A 21,183-nucleotide genomic window follows, 5' to 3' on the forward strand; every position below is an offset into this window, starting at 1 on the left:
TAGAGGAGCATCTGCTGCCCTTATAGAGGCAGAGTTATTTAGTTATTATATCCAATTGTCTAAAAGATGAGAGATAGCAAGAGTTTTTTCGGGATACTTACTCCCATTATCTAGAGTGATCTTCCAAAAAGGTAGTCACAAAGGTGTAGCCGGCATCTTCAGTAACGAAGGGAAGTAGTCTTTCGATGGCATGGAGCATGGTTCCATCGTAAGGAAGAGGTTCCTCGGGATAGTCACTCCATGTAAGATGAAGTTCAAAAAGCTTGCGTAGAGCCTTTGAACGAGCCCAGAACATGGTTCCGACGGGAAAGACAAAATGCTTACGGCCCGAAAATGGAATATCCATTTGAGACATAAGCTTTTCGGCATAGGGGAAATTATTTGTCCATCCCAAGGTGTTGGGATCATCGGGGAAAATTAGTCCGCATTCCGGATGGTCATAAAGATAGGTGAGGCATTTGTCCATCATGGCATCTTGGTCTGTACCCAGAAGATTTGACATTAAACAGTCATACCACTTCTGAATAACCTGCTCATCGCATCCGACGGATTTTTTGGTATGGACATGGCCGATAATTTCATAGCTGTTCAATTCATCGGCAAATAGCGTAAGCATTGGTCCTATGTCCCGTCCTTTATTGGGAGTGGCTTTTATGATGCCATCAAGCCCGTGTTGACTGAGAATAGCGGCACACTCGTTCATTTTGTCCTTCGAAGTGGAAATAAAGATCTTGGGAATGGTCTCATTATAGGTTATCCGTCTGCATATGTCGTCAAATACATCTAGATAGAATGCGTGGATATGAAGTGCTGCTCGACAGTCATATCTGCGGGAGGGCATGGCTTTGCCATCGATGGCGGGATAGGTAGATATATTTCCGTTGATGACCTCACGTAAGGCATCGACTTCAGAAATATGCTTGTTCTGTGCTAGCATGGCCACATGGACTCCTGGCAGCAGTTTGACCGTTGCGAAGCCAATCCGCAACGCATGGATATACCAGAGAAAATTTTCTAGAGAATCAAGCAAGATAGACTTGTATTTCAGTTTTTTATCTCGGATTTCTTCCCAGAGTTTCTGTTCTTCTGCACAGTATGTCCGGGCGATATTGATTTCATGCAGCAGATGGCCAACATAGGTGTCCATACTGAAATGGGTCTTGAAAAAGTTTTGCAGTTGTCTGCCTACGGTGGTTGCAAGTTCCGTGTCACTCAGGAACGCGGCGGCCTTACGGGCCATGTCTGCTGTATCGAGGTATGGAGCGACACAATGGTCATGAAGCTCCGTATTTTTGAAAAATTCAGGATAGCCGGAAGCCTTATCGAAACACACAACCGGACATCCTTTTTCTGCAGCTCCCATCAGGACGCTAGGCAGAGGGTCGAGGCGTGACGACAGAAGAAATACGTCGGCAAATTCATACATGATATTCAAATTGGAGATAGGTCCAACGAATTCTATATTATCATTTGGATCCACAATTTCTAGCTGTGCGCGAGTCAGATTACAGTCGAGGATCGGTTCCCTTTGTCCTCCGACCCAAATGAATCTAATTTTTTCCTTGGGTAGAAGTTCCATAATTGTCCCGGCGGCGGAAATGAAGAGATCAACGCCTTTTCTACCTTCTATAGTACCGATGCCGAGAACGATGCTACCACCGTATTGCTTGTACTCACGCAGTCTTTCAAAAAGATGTTCTTCCGTTGGAGAGGATGCCGGAATTTTTTTAGAAAATTCTGATATGCCCTGGGGATAATAGGGAAGGGTTATATGCTGGGTTCCAAGCCTGCGTAAAACTTCATTTAGCACGATTTTTGTCGAAAATATGACTCTGTTTGCCCAGTGAAAGGCCTTGATGAAGGCATCTTCACCAAACTCTACGGAAAATTCATGAACACATATGATGCTGGGAATGAAGTTTTGAAGAAAATAGGGAAGAGCATCTCTAGATTCTATAGAATTAACCAGAGCAAAGGAAATATTTAATGAATTGAGTTTAGAATTTAATATTTTATTTATTTTTTTGTTATTATGTCTATATTTTGAAGGAATAGAAATGGTATAGTTTGCTATATCGATAAATTGCTTCAAAATTGGGCCATCACCGAGGATTACAAAAATAATATTGTACTGTTCCGCTAGTTTATTGGCAATATCCCAGCAAAGAATGGGACAGCCGCTTTGAGATGCATCATGGGAAACAATGACACATGTTTCCTTAGTCTTGTCCAAGCAGCGTAAGTCTCCGTAAGTCAGCTGCCTGGGGATAACTGGTTCCTGTTCCTTTGCGGCGGCTGGAGATAAATTCCACGATGAGTTGCGGGAGGAGGTCGTATTGGTGTGGAGGCCGAACTGATGATGTATTGGCTGTCGGTAGACCCGCCAAAAGGCGCATAGTACACTCTTGAGGTCCCTACTGTGCATGATCTCAATGCCTGCCCGCATGGGATAGTAGACAAGTAGGTTGAAAAGTCCGCTGCCTTTCCTGATACGCTGGGGACCCTCCTTCATGATTTTGCGAAAAAAATACCAAGGGTCTGAGTGCAAGAAGGAGAACCATTCTCGTCCAAAGATGATGAAGGATGCAGGGAGGAGGCAAAAGGCAGCGATGATGCGATACAACATGATGTCGCTCTGTGTTTCTTGGAGATTCTGCCAGAGCTCGATTGCTGTTGAAATAGAGCTAGGCCTTGATTCTGGAATGACTCAGCATCACCTAGCTGGCATCCAGTTCAACATTTGTCAGGTGAATCTGGTATCTATAGCATTCTAACGGTTCGAAATTAGCCATGTAGAGTTTTGTAGCATGATATAATCATAATTTTTGTTGCAGAATAGCATTTATTCCGCTAGCAAGATCATATTTTGGTGTCCAGCATAAAATATTTTTTGCTTTTGATATGTCTAAGACATTATATCTAGGATAAAAAATATTATTCTCATCCCATTTAGTTATAAAATTGACTTTTTTTCTTGATGCTGTTTCGACGCATGCTATGACTTCAGACAAAGAACTACCGACTCCACTTCCTATATTAAAAATCTGAAATTTGTCAATATGATGTATTGATTTTAATATAGCATCGTTGAGGTCATCAATATAGATATAGTCTCTGATCGTATCGAGGCTTGACCAGATATCTATCGGAAGATTATTCTTTGCTTTGTCTATCAATATGTCAATAAATCCTTGCTTCTTTTTATATCTAGCGTTCATGCCGTACGGATTTGAAATCCGCAATACATTGCAAGTTATATTGCTATTATATGATGAGAGTAATTTTAAATAGTTTTCAATTAGAATTTTATGTATTGCATAAGGTGAGCATCCGGTAACAGGGAAGTTTTCTCTATATGGAGTTTTCTGGTTCCCGTAATAGACAGTACCTCCGCTGGAAGGGAAAATGATGTGACACGGATATCGGTAGCTCTTCAGATAATCTATAATACTCACTGTTGATTGGGTTTGATTTACTAATGAATCAAACCAAGATTTTTCTGGTTCAGATCTATTGATTTCTGATGCGAGATGAATAAGAACAGGCGCTTGCGTAGCAAAAATAGACGTTATTGTCTCACACTCTTCAATATCACCTATGACGATGTCGCAGCGTTTGTTCGAAGTAGCTTCCAGAGGAACAGAAGTCTCTTTTCTGTAGTTCAGAACTAGGTTAAAGTCAGTGTGACGCAAGAGATATTTTATCAGAGCTTCTCCGATACGCCCAGAAGCGCCTGTAACGATAATTTTCACTGTCGCTCCTTAATTAGAGATTCAAACATAAATTTGTTGCGGTGCAACTAAGAAAGATGTATTTTTAGCTCCTTTTAATATAAAACATGATAAAATGTTCAATTTTGATATTTGCTATCTCAATATTTTTAGATTGGATTAACACTTTATTTCTAACAAGTTAATATCTTTATCTGTCATTATATAACTCAAGATATAATGCTCGTGATTTTTTTCTAAAATTTATTGTTGTTAATATTTTTTTCTGTATGTTTTTATTTTTTTGAACTTGTATTAATTGCATCTTCGAGATATCTGTTCCTTTCATAGGAAGGACGGCAGTCCGCAGTGCTTTTTCTTGTGATTCTTCTTGAGGTAATTGCAAGGGCGTGCAACGGACAGAAACACTGGGAGGCCATGTCGCGCTTCATTTCCCGGGACAGAGGGCGGAAGAAATGTTCAAGCCAATCCGCTGGAAATAATCTCTGATAAGCTCGGCAGGGTAGTGATATTTTTCTACTTCCCCTTGCCAGGCAGAGAGTACAGAAATACGTTTTGGGGCTTTAAATAATTCTCGTTTCAGGAGAGGGATGCCCTCTCGAAGAATTTTTTCCCATCGAAATGTTGGATTAGCTGCAATCTTTGTATACAGGTTGTAAGGGCGATAACAGCCGGCGTGTAGACCATGGAGTTCGAGCCAAAGGGAAAACCTAACTTCATAGCCAACAGCTATATCTCTATTGTTATCAGCTGCAACGGCTAAAATAAATTTTTTAAAAGCGGGGTGCTGTAAAGCCTTTTTCCTGAGAACTAGATAAAAACTCTGCATATGAGGCATGACTTCATACGAAAAAGTCATACCCCAGAAGTCGCAGGGAATGGAAGCCATCGTTTGGTAGACAGGTGCATAAGATCCAATAGGCGCAAATACACTATCATTGCAGAGTGTGACTTCTTTGGCTTCATAGAGTGAGGGGAAGGCTTCAAAAGCAGCTTTCCAGCTGGTGAAATCATAGCCTGCACAGGTCCGACAGACAATAGCATCGAAAATATCAGTCTCTTGCGGTAGGGTTGTCAGCGGAGCAGCAGAGCAAAGGATGACTTGTTTCCCTAGCTGTTTGAGATGGCGTGCCATGTACAGGACATAGGGGTCGACGATATTTTCAGGATCCCAATGAGCTAATAGAGCCACTTCACTGTTAGCAAAATTCTTCTCATTTCCGTATGGGATGGTATATGCGCCATTCAGTGAGCATGGTTCTTCCAGATAGTGGCCAATAAGGCAGTGTGCTTTCCGGCAAGCTTGGGAAGGGAAAATAGAGAGAGTGCGTAAAAGGGATATACGCCGGGATTTAGGGGCAGAAAAATCAAGGTGTGAAAAGATTTTATTACCACAACAATTGTAGCTTTTATAGAGCGCGCTTTTGACTCCCTGAGTTCGTAGTTCATGAAAAAAACGCTCTATATACCATGAGATGTTTTTATTCATTCCAGAAATCTGCCTTGGCATCTTTTTCAGACAATACAGGATTCTCTACAGGCCACGCCACCTTGAAGGTCGGATCATCCCAGCGGTAGGAGCCTTCATCCCAGGGGCAGTAATAGTCCGTGCATTTGTAATGGAAGTGGGCGATCTCGCTGGTGACTACAAAACCGTGGGCCAGGCCTGGTGCGATCCAAAGTTGCCACTGGTTTTCCTGGGTCAGTTCCACACCGTACCACTGGCCAAACGTGGGCGAATCACGGCGAATATCCACCGCCACGTCAAAGACGCTGCCCAGAGAGACAGAGACCAGCTTGCCCTGCGGCCGGGTTTTTTGGAAGTGCAGGCCACGCAGTACGCCATAAGAGGAACGGGAGTGGTTGTCCTGCACGAAGGGCAGGTCGATGCCGATCTCGGCATAGCGTTCCTGTTGCCAGGTCTCCACGAAATAGCCGCGGGCATCGCCCCAGACTTTGGGTTTGATGAGCAGCACACCGTCGATGTGGGTCCGCACTACTTCCATTGTCCTATCCCCGTATCCACAAGTTCTCGCAGGTATTGACCGTACGCTGTTTTAGCCAGTGGCTTGGCCAGAGTACGCACATCATCAGACGATATCCAGCCATTGCGCCAGGCGATCTCTTCCAGACAGGCGATCTTCAGGCCCTGACGCTGCTCCACGGCCTGCACGAAGGCTCCGGCATCCATAAGGGAATCATGGGTCCCGGTATCCAGCCAGGCGATGCCACGCCCCATGAGCTCCACATGCAGGTCCCCCCGGCGCAGGTAGGCATTATTGACATCCGTGATCTCCAGCTCGCCGCGTGCGGAAGGTCGTATCTGTCGGGCGATGTCCAGCACGGAGGCATCATAAAAATATAACCCGGTCACGGCAAAATTCGAGCGAGGATGTTCCGGCTTTTCCTCGATGCTGACTACACGGCGATCCTTGTCGAACTCGACGACGCCATAGCGTTGCGGGTCGCTGACATGGTAACCGAAAATGGTTGCCCCCTGTTCGCGGGCCATGGCCGCATGGGTCAGGGCTGGCAGGCCGTGGCCGAAAAAGACATTGTCGCCCAGTACCAGGCAGGTATTGCAGCCTGTTATGTGTTCCTCGGTCAGCAGGAAGGCCTGCGCCAGGCCTTCCGGTCGGGGCTGTACCACATAGGTGATGGAGCAGCCCCACTGTTGCCCGTCATGGAGCAGAGCTTCGTACAGGGGCAGATGCTCCGGTGTGGAGATGAGGCAGATATCCCGGATACCGGCCATCATCAGGGTGGCCAGGGGATAATAGATCATGGGCTTGTCATAAATGGGCATGAGCTGCTTGCTGACGCTGAGGGTCAGCGGGTACAGGCGGGTGCCGGAGCCGCCTGCCAGCAGGATACCTTTCCATGAAGCCATATGTGCTCTCCTGATGGGGGACTGAGAAAAGAGATTTATCGTCCTGCGTAATTGCGCGTGATCCAGTCCTGGTAGGCGCCGCTACGTACGTTCTCTACCCACTGGCCATGTTCCAGATACCAGCGCACGGTCTCGCGCAGGCCGGAAGTGAAATCATGTTTCGGGACCCAGCCTAGTTCCTTTTCGATCTTGCTGCAATCGATGGCATAACGGAAGTCATGGCCAGGTCTGTCCGTTACGAAAGTGATCAATTCGGCGTAATTTCCACGAGGGCTGGGGACCTGTTCATCCAGTATGGCGCAAAGGCTGTACACCACATCCAGGTTGGTCTTTTCCGAGCGGCCACCAATATTATAACTTTCACCGATACGGCCGGCTTCCAGGACGCGGGCGATGGCTTGACAGTGGTCTTCTACATGCAGCCAGTCGCGGATATTGCTCCCTGTGCCGTAGACAGGCAGTTTTTTCCCTTCCAGCGCATTAAGGATCATGAGCGGGATCAATTTTTCCGGGAACTGACGCGGGCCATAATTGTTGGAACAGTTGGTCAGCAGCACCGGCAGGCCGTAGGTCTCATGGAAAGCCCGCACCAGATGATCGCTGGCAGCTTTGGAGGCCGAATAGGGACTATTGGGGCTGTACGGCGTCGTTTCCGAAAAGGCGGGATCCCCCTCCCTGAGCGTACCGAAGACTTCGTCTGTCGAGACGTGCAGGAAGCGAAAAGCCTGTTTTTTATCTATCTCCAGCTCTTTCCACCATTGCGAGACGACCCGTAGCAGGATCGCTGTTCCCAGAACGTTGGTCCGTACGAAAGCTTCAGGATCAACGATGGAGCGATCGACATGACTTTCAGCGGCGAAATTCAACACAGCATCAGGACGATAGGTCTGTAGCAACCAACGCACGAGTTCGGCATTGCCGATATCGCCCTGAACGAAAATGTAGTCCTTGTCCTTCGCCAGTCCCGCCAGATTTTCCGGATTGCCGGCATAGGTCAGCTTGTCCAGATTGATGACGCGTTCACCCCGTTGCCGGGCCTGGAGGACATAACAGGAACCAATAAAACCGGCGCCGCCGGTGATAAGGAGAGTCTTGGTCATGGGACATCTAATGCACATCGATGTGCCGGTTATTGTTGCAGGGGGGAAAGGGCAAGCTCTGCCATAGTCAGAGAGAGGGCTTCCTGCCAGTGGGGCAGTCTGATCCCCAATGTCTTTTCCAGTTTTTCCACAGACAGGCGTGAATTCAGCGGACGCGGAGCGGGGGCGCCATACTCTTTTGTCGTGATGGCCTGCACAGCATCATTTTTGAGGCGCAGCGCATGTCCCATGGCGCGGGCTGTATCGAAAATCTGGCAGGCGAAACCGTGCCAGCTCGTCTCGCCACGACAGACGGCATGATAGATACCGGAAGGCATATCCCGCCGTGCCAGTGCGATGTTTGTGATATCGGCCAGGAGACGGGCGGAGGTGGGCGCACCGATCTGATCTGCCACAACGGATAAACGGTCACGCTGTCCGGCCAGGCGCAGCATGGTCTTGAGAAAATTGTTCCCGCGGGCGGCGTAGACCCAGGAGGTCCTGAAAATGACGTAGGATGCGCCGCTGTCCATGATTGCCTGGTCTCCAGCCAGCTTGCTCCGGCCGTAGACATTGAGAGGTCCGGTTGGTGCCTCTTCGCTGCGGGCGTCGTGGCCGCTGCCGTCATAGACATAATCGGTGGAGTAGTGGAAGATCCGTATGGCATGCCTTGCCGCATACTGTGCCAGTACATACGGCAGATCCCGATTGATGCACAGGGCTGTCTGCATGTCAGCTTCCGCCTTGTCCACCGCCGTATAGGCGGCGGCATTGACGATGCAGTCCGGGGCATACATCTCCAGCCAGCGGTTCACTGCAGACATGTCGGAGAGGTCGAGCTCATGGCGTGCCGGTGCCAGGACATCCCCCCATAGGGCAAGACTGCGCTGCAATTCAAATCCGACTTGTCCGGTACCGCCTGTCAGAAATATCTTCATTGCTGTTCCCGTTGCGCTTCGAATGATTTCATATATTCAGGCAGCAACTCCTGAGGCGTACCAATGCGGTATATCTTTCCCTGCTCCATCCAGATCAGTCTGTCACAGTGTTCTACCGTGCTCAGCCGATGTGCGATGATGATGATGGTCAACTGGCCTTTGAGGTCTGCGATGGTCTCCATGATGGCACTTTCTGTCCCAAGGTCAAGAGCACTGGTGGATTCGTCCAGGATCAGGATATCGGGAGCAGCATACAGGGATCGTGCGATGGAGACACGCTGCGCCTGCCCGCCGGAAAGCCCCGCACCCCGTTCCCCGATAGGATACTCTATACCTCTTGGGTCATGTTCCACAAGGTCCAGCGCGGCCATGCGGCAGGCCCGGGCCACCTTTTCCGCGTCATAGGGTTTGCCCCATTGACTGAAGGCCACGTTCGCCGCCACGGTCCCCTGCAGGATGTAGGGGGATTGCGGTACATAGCCGATGCTGCGGATATAGGCGGCCCGCTCTTCTGGCGAGAGTTCCTTGCCGTCCACGCGTAAGATGCCACTGCTCATGGGCAGCAGGCCGCACAGTAGGCCCACAAGAGTTGACTTGCCGGCACCGGAAGGCCCTATTATACCGAGCTGCTCTCCCTTGTGGATGGAGAAACTCAGTTTGGAGAGGCTGTCCTGTGTAGCCCCCGGGTAGCGAAAATCAGCCTGATCAAGCGTGATCTCACGATCAAAGCGAAATGAGGGATCGGGGTCAGGCGACGAGGGCAGCGCCTGCTTCTGGATAGCTTCCAGACGCTCAAGGCAGTTCATGGCCATGGCGCGCAGGCCTCGCAAGGTCACCAGGCAGCCCAGGGAACGGTTCAACAGCGGCAGTACACGCCATGCGGCCAGCATGATGACCGTGATCACACCAGCGATGGTCGACATGTCGGCATCATCGGTAGAAATAAGCAGCCAGATGGTGCTGGGAATGACCAGGAAGCCGCAAACTTCCAGTATCCATGAAGGGATGGGGGGCGCGACGGTCAGGAACGACCGTGCGTTCTTCCCCTTGAGACAGGCATCCTGGTAGGATTTGAAAAAGACAGGCTGCTGCCGGTAGATAAGGATCTCCCGGATACCGTTCATGGCGACCATGGCCGTCGTATTTTCCTGCTGGCTGCTGCCGGCAGCGGTGGCTCCGGAGCGGTCGATTGCCGACTTCATGCCACGATAGATGGACGTCGTTATCAAACCTGTGATGAACAGGCAGAGCAGGATGACACCCGGTGTCGCTGAGATGAGCGTCAGGAACAGGGCTACGGCCGTGATTGCGTAGGTGTAGACGCTAAGGATATTGACGACGTATTGCCCAAGTGTTGTTTTCCAGCTCAGGGCCTGGAACATGGCTGCACTGTTGCCGGCCATATGCTCCATGTAGTCACTGTACAGGAAGTGCCGCATGATGGTGCTGCCGGCACTGAAGGCGATATCTTCACCCAGGACTGCGCTTTTCCAGCCAACAAGGGCAGAGAGGCCGTTCTTGATGGCCGCGAAAGCTACGACGATACAGGCAGTGAGCAGTGTGAAATAGCGCAGGTCGTTGCAGAGCTGCCCCAACGCCGGAATAGCCTGAAGCAGTTCCTGGACGATCCTGTGGGACAGAATAGCCTGCGGAGCGGCGATGCTCATGGCCATCAGCGACATGGAGAAGATGGAAAGGACTTCGAAAAATGCCAGGACGAACATGAGGAATAGCAGGACGTACGTACGCCAGCGTACCCATGAAGGCAAAACATGCAGGACACGGCGAAGATCGCGGATGAGCAGTTTTTCTTGAATATCCATGGACGGCCCGCGTCGATCTGAACAGGATTCAGGGTTGAAGTGCAGAACAGAAAAATATTTTGGATCACGATGCCATACACTTCACGAGATGCTGCTCCATACAGCGTGATACGGATGTCTGCACATGCGGAAAGGATGTTACTGCATCACGTTGTTCATGTTCCACTATTTTAAAACATATAAAATAAATCCGGACTGTTCTGGCCAGGGGACAGGTATGCCGGGGAAATGCCCGTACCTTATACAGCAATATCGGCCAACAAAAAAGGGGGCACAGTTTGTCGCCGTAACCCCTTGGATTCTTGTGGTGGAGAAGAGGAGACTTGAACTCCCGACCCCCGCCTTGCGAAGGCGATGCTCTCCCAGCTGAGCTACTTCCCCACATGGACGCCACAACGCGGCGTAGCGAGGTATGTATGCCATTCATCTGCTGCGGTCAAGTCTTTTTTGTGCACAGGCCGCCCGTCGGTCAGGAGAGAGGGGCCTGATATCCGTGGCATGCAAGGGACGGTCAGCTACGAATCCGGCTCCGGCAAGCAGGAGGACATGCTTGCACCAGTGACCGTCAGGATGGGTAGGTCGTCATGTCCGCCGCTCGCTCCGGTTGTTTCCAGAGCGTTTTCTCCTTGGTATGCAGGCAGGCGAGCTCCAGCTTTCCCGGAACGCCTGCAGGAAAGCAAGGCCGCTCCGAAGCAGGCCGGCACAGCAACGCCCTGCCCGCCAGGACACAGGGGCATCCCCGGGCCGTGTCTTCCGGCCGGCAACCCTCACGCCACGCCGGACAAAGCCCGTGGCATCCCCGGGTCCTCTCCTTCCGCCATCCCTGAAAAAAATCGGCCGGGCCGCCCCTGTGGGGCTTGGCTACCGCGAAAAAAAACGCTATAGAAGCCCGCTGGTGTCACTATGAAGGAATATCGAGATCATTATTTTCTCAAGGCCAAGCGCGAGAATTATCCGGCCCGTTCCGTGTACAAGCTCAAGGAACTGGACGCGAAGTTCAAGCTCTTCCGCCAGGGGATGCGCGTTCTGGATCTGGGCGCGGCTCCGGGCTCGTGGTCGCTGGGTGCTGCCGAAAAGGTGGGCCAGCGCGGGCTCGTGCTGGGCTGCGACATCCAGACCACGGAGACCGCCTTTCCGCCGCAGGTCACCTTCATGCAGGAGGACGTGTTCAACCGTTCCGATGCCTTTGAAGCCCGCCTGCGTGAGATGGGGCCGTTCGACGTGGTCATGAGCGACATGGCGCCCCGCACCACCGGGACCAAGTTCACGGACCAGGCCCGTTCGCTCGAGCTGGCCTGCGAGGCCCTGGAAGTGGCGCGCCTGCACCTCAAACCCGGCGGCAGCTTCATCGTCAAGATTTTCATGGGGCCGGACATCCAGGAGATGCTCCAGCCCATGCGTCGCGCCTTCAAGGCCGTCAAATCCTTCAAGCCCAAGAGCTCCCGAGCCGAGAGCAAGGAGACCTTCTTCGTGGGCATGGGGTTCAAGGCCGAGGCGCGTCCTGCCGCACAGGATGCGGGCACGGACGGAGCCGCCGACACCGGACAGGAGCCCGGCGCCCTTTAGGGGCGTCCCATCCTCCGCTGTCCGGGCCGCTGCATCCGCGTGCGCGCCCGGAGGGGCCGGAAGCGTGCTCCCGCCGCCGGGATGTCCCGGTATCCTGGGCAGGGAACGGACGCGCCGCAAGGCCGTCTGTCTTTTTTCACCTTTTACATTCTCCGAGTTTTGGGAGGTTTTATGTCTGGGCACAGCAAATGGGCCAATATCCAGCACCGCAAGGGCCGTCAGGACGCCAAGCGCGGCAAGGTTTTCACCAAGGCCGCCAAGGAAATCATCATCGCTGCCAAGAACGGTGGCGATCCGGCGGGCAACCCTCGTCTGCGTGCCGCCATTGCCGCTGCCAAGGCCGTGAACCTGCCCAAGGACAAGATCGAAGCCGCCATCCGCAAGGGTACCGGTGAAGATGCGGGCGGCGATCTGACCGAATGCTTCTACGAAGGTTACGGTCCCGCCGGTATCGCCATCATGGTGGAAGTGGCCACCGACAACAAGAACCGCACCGTGGCCGAAGTGCGCCACCTGTTCACCAAGCACGGCGGCAGCCTGGGCACCGACGGCAGCGTGAGCTGGATGTTCGACCGCAAGGGCGTCATCACCGTGGACAAGGCCGCCTACACCGAAGACCAGATGATGGAAGTGGCCATGGAAGCCGGCGCCGACGACGTCATCGACGATGAAGATGTCTGGACCCTCCAGACCGCCATGGCCGACTTCGCGGCCGTGCGCGACGCTCTGGAATCCGCCGGTGTGACCATGCAGTCCGCCGAACTGGCCATGGTGCCCCAGAACCTGGTGGCCGTGGACGCCGAAGCCGCCCAGAAGGTCATCCGTTTCATGGAAGCCCTGGACGACAACGACGACGTGCAGAACGTCTACGCCAACGCCGACTTCCCCGAAGACATGGATATGGACTAGTCCGGTACGTTCCCGCCCCTCCGGGCGGCAGATGTCCGTTTTTTGCCCGGCATTCCCTGAGTGCCGGGCTTTTTTTCTATGGAGAACTATGGCAGACACTCCTCTTGTGGTCCTGGGGGTCGACCCCGGCTCCCAGCGTACGGGCTGGGGCATCATCGCGGAACAGTCCGGCGTGCTGCGTCTGGTGGATTGCGGCATCATCCGCACCACCTCCAGCGGTGAAAAGGAATTCTCCCAGCGGCTGGCCGTCATCTACCGGCAGCTGGCGGACGTGGTGGGCCGTTACCGGCCGCAGGAGGCCGCCATCGAGCAGGTCTTCACGGCCAAGAACGCGGCCAGCGCCCTCAAGCTGGGCCAAGCCCGCGGTGTGGCCGTGGCCGCCTGCGCCGCCCACAGGGTGCCGGTGAGCGATTACGAGCCCACGCTGGTCAAAAAATCCGTGGTGGGCACCGGCCGCGCGGAAAAGGAACAGGTGGCCTTCATGGTGCGGTGTTTGCTCAATGTGCGCGGTGAGGGCTGGGCCCTGGACACCACGGACGCCCTGGCCGTGGCCATCTGCCATCTGACCATGCGCCGCCTGAAGCTGCTGGCCCGGCGCTGAGGCGAGGGAAAGGCGGCCTGCGTTGTTTTTTTTGAGGGGAGGATATAAGGCGCACCTTAACTGGAATTTTTGCCTTTTCGTTTGTGCTGCGATAGACTGGAACCTATGAAAAGATTGCAAGCCTACAAGTTCCAGCTCCGCCCCAAAGCCGGGCAGGAACGCCTCATGCGGCGTTTTGCCGGATGTTGCCGTTTTCTCTGGAACAAGGCGCTTGCATTGGAAAAAGAGACCTATGCGGCGGATAAAAAACGTCTTGGTTACCATGCCCTTGCTGGAAAATTGAAGGACTGGAAAAAAGAGGAGGATACCTCTTTTTTAGCCGAAGCCCATTCCCAGATATTGCAACAAGCGTTGAAAGACCTCGACAGGGCCTACAAAAACTTCTTTGCCAAGCGTGCGGATTTTCCGCGTTTCAAGAGAAAGGGAGTTCATGACGCCTTTCGCTATCCGCAAGGTTTCAAGCTCGATGAAGGTAACAGTCGCATATTTCTGCCTAAAATCGGCTATGTTTGCTATCGCAATAGCCGCAAGATAGAAGGAACACCGAAACAGGTAACAGTTTCCCTGTCTGCTGGTAGATGGTTCGTTTCCATTCAGACGGAACGGGAAGTTCCAGAATCTGTACACACTTCGCAAAGTGTCGTCGGCATAGATATGGGCATTGCCCGTTTTGCGACGTTTTCCGATGGCGCTTCTATCAGACCACTGCACAGTTTTCGCAAGCATGAAAAGAAGCTGGCAAAGCTGCAGCGGAAGTTGGCAAAACGAGTGAAGTTTTCCGCCAACTGGCAGAAGCTCAGAGCCAAAATCCAGCGCCTGCACCGTACAATAGCCAATGTACGCAACGATTTCCTGCACAAGACAACCACGATGATCAGCAAAAACCACGCTCTTGTCGTGATTGAAGATTTGAAAGTGCGGCATATGTCGCGTTCGGCTTCCGGTACGCTTGAAGTTCCGGGCAAAAATGTGCGCACAAAGGCAGGATTAAACAAGTCCATACTGGATCAAGGCTGGTTCGAGTTTCGACGGCAGCTTGAGTACAAGCTGAAATGGCTGGGTGGAAAGATAGTTGTCATTCCTCCGCAGTATACCAGCCAGACATGCAGTCATTGCGGATGCGTAGACAGAGCAAACAGACCAACGCAGGCGAAATTCAAATGTACGGCTTGCGGATTTGAAGCCAATGCCGATCATAACGCGGCGTTGAACATTCTGGCGGCAGGGCATGCCGTGTCAGCCTGTGGAGCGGGAAGGGCTCAAGGGCCCGCGTTGAAGCAGGAACCCGCCTATGGCGCGGCTCGTTAGAGCCGCTACCGATAGGAATCCCCCGACTTTAGGCGGGGGAGGATGTCAATCCACGATGGTGGCGCGCTTGATGATGACGGGCTGCATGGGCACGTCTTCGTAGTAGCCGCGGCTGCCGGTCTTGACGGCCGCGATCTGGTCCACCACGTCCTGGCCGCGGATGACCTTGCCGAACACGGCATAGCCCCAGCCCTGCGGGTCCTTGCTGCGGTGGTCGAGGAAGCTGTTGTCCTTGACGTTGATGAAGAACTGGGCCGTGGCCGAATGCGGGTCGGAGGTACGGGCCATGGCGATGGTGTACTTGCGGTTGCGCAGGCCGTTGTCGGCTTCGTTCTTGATGGGGGCGCGGGTGGTCTTTTCGCGCAGGCTGGCGGTCATGCCGCCGCCCTGGATCATGAAGTCCTTGATGACGCGGTGGAAGATGGTGCCGTCATACTGGCCGGCCTTGACGTATTCCAGAAAGTTGGCCGTGGTCATGGGGGCCTTGCGGGCATCCAGACGCACGAGGATGTCGCCCATGCTGGTCTCCAGCTTGACGACGGGGTCCGGGCCCTGGGCGCGGATGTCCTGGGGGGCGGCCAGCAGGGCGCAGGCCAGCAGCAGGGCGGGCAGCAGACGGGTGAAGAGAGCGGATTTCTTCATCAAAAATTCCTTTGTGGTTTGAAACCTCCCCCTTCAGGGGGAAAAGAGTGGTTGACAAGACGGCGGAGCCGATGAAATCCTTTTCCGTAACCTCTCCCTTTAGGGAGGGGCAATCCGCACGACCCCTATCCGTCGGCTGCGGAGTCAGTCGGCGGACGGGGCGACTGTGGATTGAAACATGAAGGGTTCTCCTTGATGATCTGTCGCACCATGCCGGTGCGACAGGCGCACGGTAGCATGTGCCGGGGGGAGCGGCAAGGGAAGGGGAGGCCGGAAACCCGCAGACGGAGGGGCTCAGGATAGGGACGGCCCTTCTGTGATGGGGGGAGGCCGGACGGTGCGGAAACGCCAGTCCTGGACGGAGCTCGTGCGGCAGGAACGGGACGCGCCGTCATCCTGCTCGCCGGCGGCTTTTGCCGACCCCGAAGGGGAGCGTGGCCTTCCTTCCCGGGATCACCGGACCATGACCGGCGGCCTGACCCGGCCGGGGCTTGCTTTTGCGCGCCATATTCCTATATGTTAAGCAAGGAATGAAAGTACGGCCGTGCATGCCGCGCGGCCAAATCCCGGAGGAAAAACATGACTGCTCGTACCATTGCGCAAAGCGCTGTGAGCGCCGTTTCCATCTATATGCGCCAGGTCTACATGTGGATGACCGCCGGTCTGGCCATCACGGCCGTGACGGCCTTTGCCGTGGCGTCCAGCCCCGACCTGCAGATGGCCATCCTGGGCAACATGGTGATCATGATCGCCCTCATCGTGGCCCAGTTCGGCATGGTCATCGCCCTGGGCGCCGCCATCCACAAAATGTCGGCCACCACGGCCACGGCGGTGTTCATCGCCTATTCGGCCCTGACCGGCCTGACCCTGTCCAGCATCTTCGTGGTCTATCCCATCGGTTCCATCGCCAATGCCTTCCTGACGGCCACGGGCACCTTCCTGGCCATGTCGGTGTACGGCACGGTGACCAAGCGTGACCTGACCGGCATGGGCAACTTCCTGATGATGGGCCTGTTCGGCATCATCATCGCGTCCATCGTCAACATCTTCCTGGCCAGCAGCATGATGGACTTCGTCATCAGCTGCATCGGCGTGCTGATCTTCACCGGCCTCACCGCCTATGACACCCAGAAGCTGCGCGCCTTCGGCATGAACGCTCCTGTGGACGACGCCACGGCCATGCGCCGCGGTGCCCTGCTGGGCGCCCTGGAACTGTATCTGGACTTCATCAACCTGTTCCTGATGCTGCTGCGTCTGTTCGGCGGCAACCGCGACTAGCGGGCTTTGACACGCCCTCCTTCTCCGCCCGCACATGAGGGGAAAGAGGGAAGATCCCGCGCCCTGTATTGGCGGGAAAGCTGCAGTAGCGGAAGGGGCGCAGGATGGATGGCCGCCTGTGGAGCGGCCACTCCGATGATATGACAGAGGGGCGGAAGGGTGACCTTCCGCCCCTCTTGTGTCTTGCCGGCTTTGACAAGCGGGCCCGGGGCCCGTATGCAGGACGGACGGACACTTTGTGCAAACATCGTCGCCCTGTGCGGCGTACAAGGATCTATGAGCAAGAAAAACAACTACTTCGATCTCCCGGCCGGTCTTGATGACGCCGAGCTGCTGGAGATCTTCCATGAACAGAACCGTCCTCTGCGTCTGGATGCCCTGCTGCGGGTCACGGGCCTGCCGCGTGCGGCCCGCAAGATGTTGGAAGACCAGCTTTATGCCCTGGCTGACGAAGGCCGGCTGGTGCGCCTGCAGGGCGGGCTCTGGGCCCGTGCCGACGGCCTGCGCCAGGTGCGCGGCCGCTACATGGCCCTGCGCAGCGGCGCGGGCGGTTTCGTGACGCCCTTGGGCGACAACGGGCAGGTGACCGGCCCGGACATCTTCATCCATCCCCTGCAGGCGGGCGATGCCTGGCATCAGGACATGGTGCGTGTGGCCCTGTCGCCGCGTTCGCATGCCCGCGGCAAGAGCCAGGAAGGCCGCATCGTGGAGGTGCTGGAGCGCGGCTGCCGCGAGGTGCCCGTGCACGTGATCCATGTGACCGGACGCCGCGCCCTGTGCCGTCCGGCGGACAGCCGCATGCCCTTCGATGTCAGCGTGGAGCTGCCCGGGGACATGGAGCGCCCCTCCGGCGGCTCGCTGCTGCTGGTGGCGCCGGAAAAACGTCTGGCCGCCGACCTCTGGCAGGCCCGTCTGCTGCAGGCCGTGGGCCGGGAAGACGACATCGCCGTGCAGGAGGATCTGGTCAAACTCAATCACGAGGTACCGCGGGAGTTCCCGCCCCGGGTCCAGGCCGAGGCCGACGCCCTGCCGTCCGCGCCCCAGCATGCCGACATGGCCGGGCGCGAGGACGTGCGCGCATTGCCGCTGGTGACCATCGACGGCGCCGATGCCCGTGACTTCGACGATGCCGTGCAGGTGGAGGCCCGCCCCGGCGGGGGCTGGCTCCTGCGTGTGGCCATCGCCGACGTGAGCCATTATGTGCGCCCGCGTTCGGCGCTGGATACCGAAGCTCTGGCGCGCGGCAATTCCTGGTATTTTCCCACGTCGGTGGAGCCCATGCTGCCGCCCGCCCTGTGCGACGGCCTGTGCAGCCTGCGTCCTGACGAGGACCGGCTGGCCATGCTGGCCGAGATCCCCTTTTCCGTCACCGGGCAGCCGGGCAGGCCGCGCTTCGCGGCGGTGGTCATGCGTTCGGCGGCCCGCCTGACCTACGATCAGGTCAAGGCCTGCCTGCTGGACAGGGACGAGCAGGCCCGTGCCGCGCTGGCCGCCGGACCGCGCGGGCAGGAAGTGCTGGACATGCTGGAGACGGCTTTCGAGCTGTACCGTTGCCTGCGCGAGGCCCGGCAGCGTCGGGGCAGCCTGGATTTCGACCTGCCGGAACCGGAATACGGCTTTGACGACAAGGGCCGCCTGCTGCGCGTGTCCCGCCGTGTGCGCCACGACGCCCACCGCCTCATCGAGGAATTCATGATCGCGGCCAACGAGGCCGTGGCCCGCCATCTGGGCGGCCTGAAAGCCGACGGCAGTCCGGAGGGGGCCCCGAAGGAGCCTTTCCTCTATCGCGTGCATCCCCAGCCCGATCCCGAGCGGCTGGAGAGCCTGTTCGACTCCCTGGAAGCCATCGATCCCGAACTGGTGCCCGTGAAGCCCGCGGCCTCGGCCCTGCAGGGCATCCTGCGGGACGTGCAGGGTTCGGACAGGGAGTTCCTGGTGGGGCGTTTGTGCCTGCGGGCCATGCCCCAGGCCCGCTATCAGCCGGAGAACGAAGGGCACTTCGGTCTGGCGTCCCGTGCCTACTGCCACTTCACCTCGCCCATCCGCCGGTATGCCGACCTGCTGGTGCACCGGGCGCTCAAGGCCAGTCTGGGCCTGTACGGCGGTGCCCTGCCTGCCGGGCAGAAGCTGCTGCGCGTGGCTGACCAGCTCAACAGGCGCGAGCGGGACGCCCTGGACTGCGAGCGCGAGATGGCCCGGCGTCTGGCCTGCATGGCCCTTGAGGGCCGCGTGGGCGAGCGCTTTAGGGGCGTGGTGGCCGGTGTCAATGATTTCGGCCTGTTCGTGGAACTGAGCGAGATGCCCGTGGAGGGCATGATCCGCGTGGAGGATCTGGGCGACGACTGGTACGACTTCGATGCCCGCCGCCAGTGTCTGGTGGGGCAGCGCTCGGGCCTGTGCTGGAGCATGGGCCAGTCCCTCGAGGTGGTGCTGGCCGAAGTGCACAGCGGCCGTCTGGAGATCCGCCTGCTGCCCACGGAGCTGGGCGTGGCGGCCCGCCGCGGCGGACGTGTGTCGCGCGGGCGGCAGGGACGGCCGGGCAAGGCTCCGGCCCGTCATGCCAAACTGCCGCATCAGCGCAAGGGCCGTGACCGCGACGGGCAGCGTCCCGTGCGCGGCAAAGGACAGGCCCGCCGGGATGGAGGGCGCGGGGCACGCCGTCCCGCAGGACGGGGGAGACGCGGATGAGCTTTTTCTCGCAAAAACAGCGCATGGGCGCGGCGGCCCTGATACTGGCCGCCAGCACCATCCTGTCCCGCCTCATGGGACTGGTGCGCGACAAGGTCATCTCCTGGCAGTTCGGCGCGGGCAGTGAAGCGGACATGTACTTCGCGGCCTTCGTGGTGCCGGACATCATCAACCACCTGCTGGCCGGGGGCATCATGGCCATCACCATCATCCCCCTGCTGTCCCGGCGCTTCCAGGAGGACGAGGACGACGGCTGGCGCTTTTTCTCCTGCATCTTCTGCTGGATGGTGGTGGCCTCGCTGCTGGTGACGGGGGCGGGCATGCTGGGCGCCGAGGAGCTGGCCCGCATCACGGCCCCGGGCTTCGACGCCGCTCAGACGGCACGGCTGGCCTTTTTCATGCGCATCATCCTGCCCGCGCAGGTCTTCTTCCTGTGCGGGGCCTGCGTCACGGCCCTGCTCTACATGCGGCGGCAGTTTCGCGTGCCCGCGCTGGCGCCCCTGATCTACAACGGCTGCATCATCGCGGGCGGCCTGCTGCTGCCCTGGCTGACGCAGGGCATGGATTTGCCTGCCGAATGGGAACTGGGCGGCATGACCGGTTATTGTGTGGGCGTGACCGTGGGGGCCTGTCTGGGGGCCTTTTTGCTGCCCTTCCGGGTGGCCGCCGCCGGGGGGCTGCGCCTGTCGCCGGTCTTCCGGCATCCGCTGCTCAAGCGCTTTTTGATCATGGCCCTGCCTCTTATGCTGGGCCAGACCGTCATCTTCCTGGATGAGCAGTTCATGCGCGTGTTCGGCTCGCTGGTGGGCGACGGCGCCGTGAGCCTGCTCAACTATGCCCGGCGCATCATGCAGGTGCCGGTGGGCCTCATGGGACAGGCGGCCGCCGTGGCTTCCTATCCCTTCCTGGTCTCCCTGCTGACCAATGGCGAGAAGGAACGCTTCGACCAGACCCTGAGTGCGGCCCTGCGGGCCAGCGTGGGCCTTATCATCCCCTGTGCCCTCTGGATGGGCGTGGCCGCCCAGCCCATCATGGGCGTCATCTTCCAGGGCGGCCGCTTCGGTCTGGCCGAGACCGTGGCCAGCACGCCCCTGTTGCAGATCATGCTGGCCGCCACGCCGCTGTGGATTCTGTACATGGTGCTGGTGCGCGCCTTCTATGCCGACGGCGATACCCTGACCCCGGCCACCACGGGCACGGTCATGACCCTGCTGGCCCTGCCGGTCTATTGCTGGTGGGCCGTGCCCCTGGGCGCGTGGGCCATCGCCCTGACCTCGGCGGTGAGCGTCAGCGCCTATGTGCTCTGGCTGGTGGCCATCTGGGCACGACGTCAGGGCACGGGCGCCTTCGCGGGCCTGCTTTCCCTGTCCGGCCGGGCCCTGTTGTGCTCCCTGCCCGCCGGGGCGGCCTCCTGGACGGCCCAGTACGGACTGGACGGCCTGCGTGCCTCCGGGACGCTGGCCTTGCCCGCCGTGGCTCAGGCCTGCCTGACCTGCGCTGCCAGCGGTCTGGCCTTTGCCGTGATCTTCCTGCCCTTGAGCTACAGGCTGGCACCCGGCATACTGGAGCCTGTCTGGCGGCGGCTGCGGCGCGGCCGTCCGCAGGGACAGGCCTAGGGAAGACGGCGGGACAGCGGTCGTCCACGCCTGGCTTGGGACGGCGGTCTGTCGCCGACAAAAGGCCGTGCCCCGGACGAGACGTTATGCGCCATGCCCGGAACCCTGTGGCCG

General features: G+C 56.7%; 16 protein-coding genes and 1 tRNA gene. 7 read left to right on the top strand and 10 right to left on the bottom strand.

The annotated features are described in order from the left end of the window. Nucleotides 1-106 precede the first annotated feature (106 nt). The 9 genes from ACQRCJ_RS08585 to ACQRCJ_RS08625 form a co-directional block, all read right to left on the bottom strand. Nucleotides 107-2,233: a rhamnan synthesis F family protein gene (locus ACQRCJ_RS08585; RefSeq protein WP_427799633.1), complete on the bottom strand. Its 2,127-nt coding sequence runs from the start codon at nucleotides 2,231-2,233 to the stop codon at nucleotides 107-109. A 583-nt stretch (nucleotides 2,234-2,816) separates the two neighbouring features. Next, nucleotides 2,817-3,752 (bottom strand): NAD-dependent epimerase/dehydratase family protein, encoded by a 936-nt coding sequence (locus ACQRCJ_RS08590; protein ID WP_427799634.1) that lies wholly within the window; start codon nucleotides 3,750-3,752, stop codon nucleotides 2,817-2,819. Between the two features lie 406 nt (nucleotides 3,753-4,158). Then, nucleotides 4,159-5,220, bottom strand: coding sequence for a rhamnan synthesis F family protein (locus tag ACQRCJ_RS08595; protein ID WP_427799635.1), 1,062 nt, complete (start codon nucleotides 5,218-5,220; stop codon nucleotides 4,159-4,161). Next, entirely contained in the window at nucleotides 5,213-5,737 is a 525-nt protein-coding gene (gene rfbC, locus ACQRCJ_RS08600; protein WP_427799636.1) for a dTDP-4-dehydrorhamnose 3,5-epimerase, read from the bottom strand. Before rfbC ends, ACQRCJ_RS08595 begins: the two co-directional genes overlap by 8 nt. Beyond that, nucleotides 5,728-6,621: a glucose-1-phosphate thymidylyltransferase RfbA gene (gene rfbA, locus ACQRCJ_RS08605; RefSeq protein WP_427799637.1), complete on the bottom strand. Its 894-nt coding sequence runs from the start codon at nucleotides 6,619-6,621 to the stop codon at nucleotides 5,728-5,730. Before rfbA ends, rfbC begins: the two co-directional genes overlap by 10 nt. Before the next feature lie 35 nt (nucleotides 6,622-6,656). Further along, nucleotides 6,657-7,721, bottom strand: a complete 1,065-nt coding sequence (rfbB, locus tag ACQRCJ_RS08610) for a dTDP-glucose 4,6-dehydratase (RefSeq protein WP_427799638.1) — start codon at nucleotides 7,719-7,721, stop codon at nucleotides 6,657-6,659. A gap of 29 nt (nucleotides 7,722-7,750) precedes the next feature. Beyond that, nucleotides 7,751-8,638: a dTDP-4-dehydrorhamnose reductase gene (rfbD, locus tag ACQRCJ_RS08615; protein ID WP_427799639.1), complete on the bottom strand. Its 888-nt coding sequence runs from the start codon at nucleotides 8,636-8,638 to the stop codon at nucleotides 7,751-7,753. Continuing rightward, on the bottom strand, nucleotides 8,635-10,461 hold the full coding sequence (locus ACQRCJ_RS08620; RefSeq protein WP_427799640.1) for an ABC transporter ATP-binding protein: 1,827 nt from the start codon (nucleotides 10,459-10,461) through the stop codon (nucleotides 8,635-8,637). Before ACQRCJ_RS08620 ends, rfbD begins: the two co-directional genes overlap by 4 nt. A gap of 305 nt (nucleotides 10,462-10,766) precedes the next feature. Further along, nucleotides 10,767-10,842 (bottom strand) — tRNA-Ala (locus tag ACQRCJ_RS08625). A gap of 522 nt (nucleotides 10,843-11,364) precedes the next feature. On the opposite strand from ACQRCJ_RS08625, the gene ACQRCJ_RS08630 reads away from it, so the two are divergent. From ACQRCJ_RS08630 to ACQRCJ_RS08645, 4 genes are all read left to right on the top strand, one after another. Then, nucleotides 11,365-12,027 carry an RlmE family RNA methyltransferase gene (locus ACQRCJ_RS08630; protein WP_006009191.1) on the top strand — a complete coding sequence of 221 codons (663 nt, stop codon included), beginning with the start codon at nucleotides 11,365-11,367 and terminating at the stop codon, nucleotides 12,025-12,027. A 171-nt stretch (nucleotides 12,028-12,198) separates the two neighbouring features. Then, on the top strand, nucleotides 12,199-12,936 hold the full coding sequence (locus tag ACQRCJ_RS08635) for a YebC/PmpR family DNA-binding transcriptional regulator (protein ID WP_303932096.1): 738 nt from the start codon (nucleotides 12,199-12,201) through the stop codon (nucleotides 12,934-12,936). A gap of 88 nt (nucleotides 12,937-13,024) precedes the next feature. Further along, complete coding sequence (ruvC, locus tag ACQRCJ_RS08640; RefSeq protein ID WP_418735275.1) at nucleotides 13,025-13,537, top strand: crossover junction endodeoxyribonuclease RuvC; 513 nt, start codon at nucleotides 13,025-13,027, stop codon at nucleotides 13,535-13,537. 105 nt (nucleotides 13,538-13,642) lie between these two features. Beyond that, nucleotides 13,643-14,845, top strand: a complete 1,203-nt coding sequence (locus ACQRCJ_RS08645) for an RNA-guided endonuclease InsQ/TnpB family protein (RefSeq protein WP_427799641.1) — start codon at nucleotides 13,643-13,645, stop codon at nucleotides 14,843-14,845. Nucleotides 14,846-14,890: 45 nt separating this feature from the next. Here ACQRCJ_RS08645 and ACQRCJ_RS08650 read toward each other — a convergent pair whose 3' ends face one another. Further along, nucleotides 14,891-15,487 (bottom strand): peptidylprolyl isomerase, encoded by a 597-nt coding sequence (locus tag ACQRCJ_RS08650; protein WP_303996625.1) that lies wholly within the window; start codon nucleotides 15,485-15,487, stop codon nucleotides 14,891-14,893. 579 nt (nucleotides 15,488-16,066) lie between these two features. Between ACQRCJ_RS08650 and ACQRCJ_RS08655 the strand changes: the two genes are divergently transcribed. From ACQRCJ_RS08655 to murJ, 3 genes are all read left to right on the top strand, one after another. Then, nucleotides 16,067-16,765 carry a Bax inhibitor-1/YccA family protein gene (locus ACQRCJ_RS08655; protein ID WP_204626197.1) on the top strand — a complete coding sequence of 233 codons (699 nt, stop codon included), beginning with the start codon at nucleotides 16,067-16,069 and terminating at the stop codon, nucleotides 16,763-16,765. 276 nt (nucleotides 16,766-17,041) lie between these two features. Continuing rightward, nucleotides 17,042-19,453 carry a ribonuclease R gene (gene rnr / locus ACQRCJ_RS08660; RefSeq protein WP_427799642.1) on the top strand — a complete coding sequence of 804 codons (2,412 nt, stop codon included), beginning with the start codon at nucleotides 17,042-17,044 and terminating at the stop codon, nucleotides 19,451-19,453. Beyond that, the gene (gene murJ, locus ACQRCJ_RS08665; RefSeq protein WP_412390267.1) at nucleotides 19,450-21,069 is read left to right on the top strand and encodes a murein biosynthesis integral membrane protein MurJ; all 1,620 of its coding nucleotides are present in this window, start codon (nucleotides 19,450-19,452) and stop codon (nucleotides 21,067-21,069) included. The genes rnr and murJ overlap by 4 nt, the downstream gene beginning before the upstream one ends. Nucleotides 21,070-21,183: the final 114 nt, after the last annotated feature.

Source organism: Desulfovibrio sp. SGI.102 (assembly GCF_050314315.1).
Lineage (GTDB): Bacteria > Desulfobacterota > Desulfovibrionia > Desulfovibrionales > Desulfovibrionaceae > Desulfovibrio.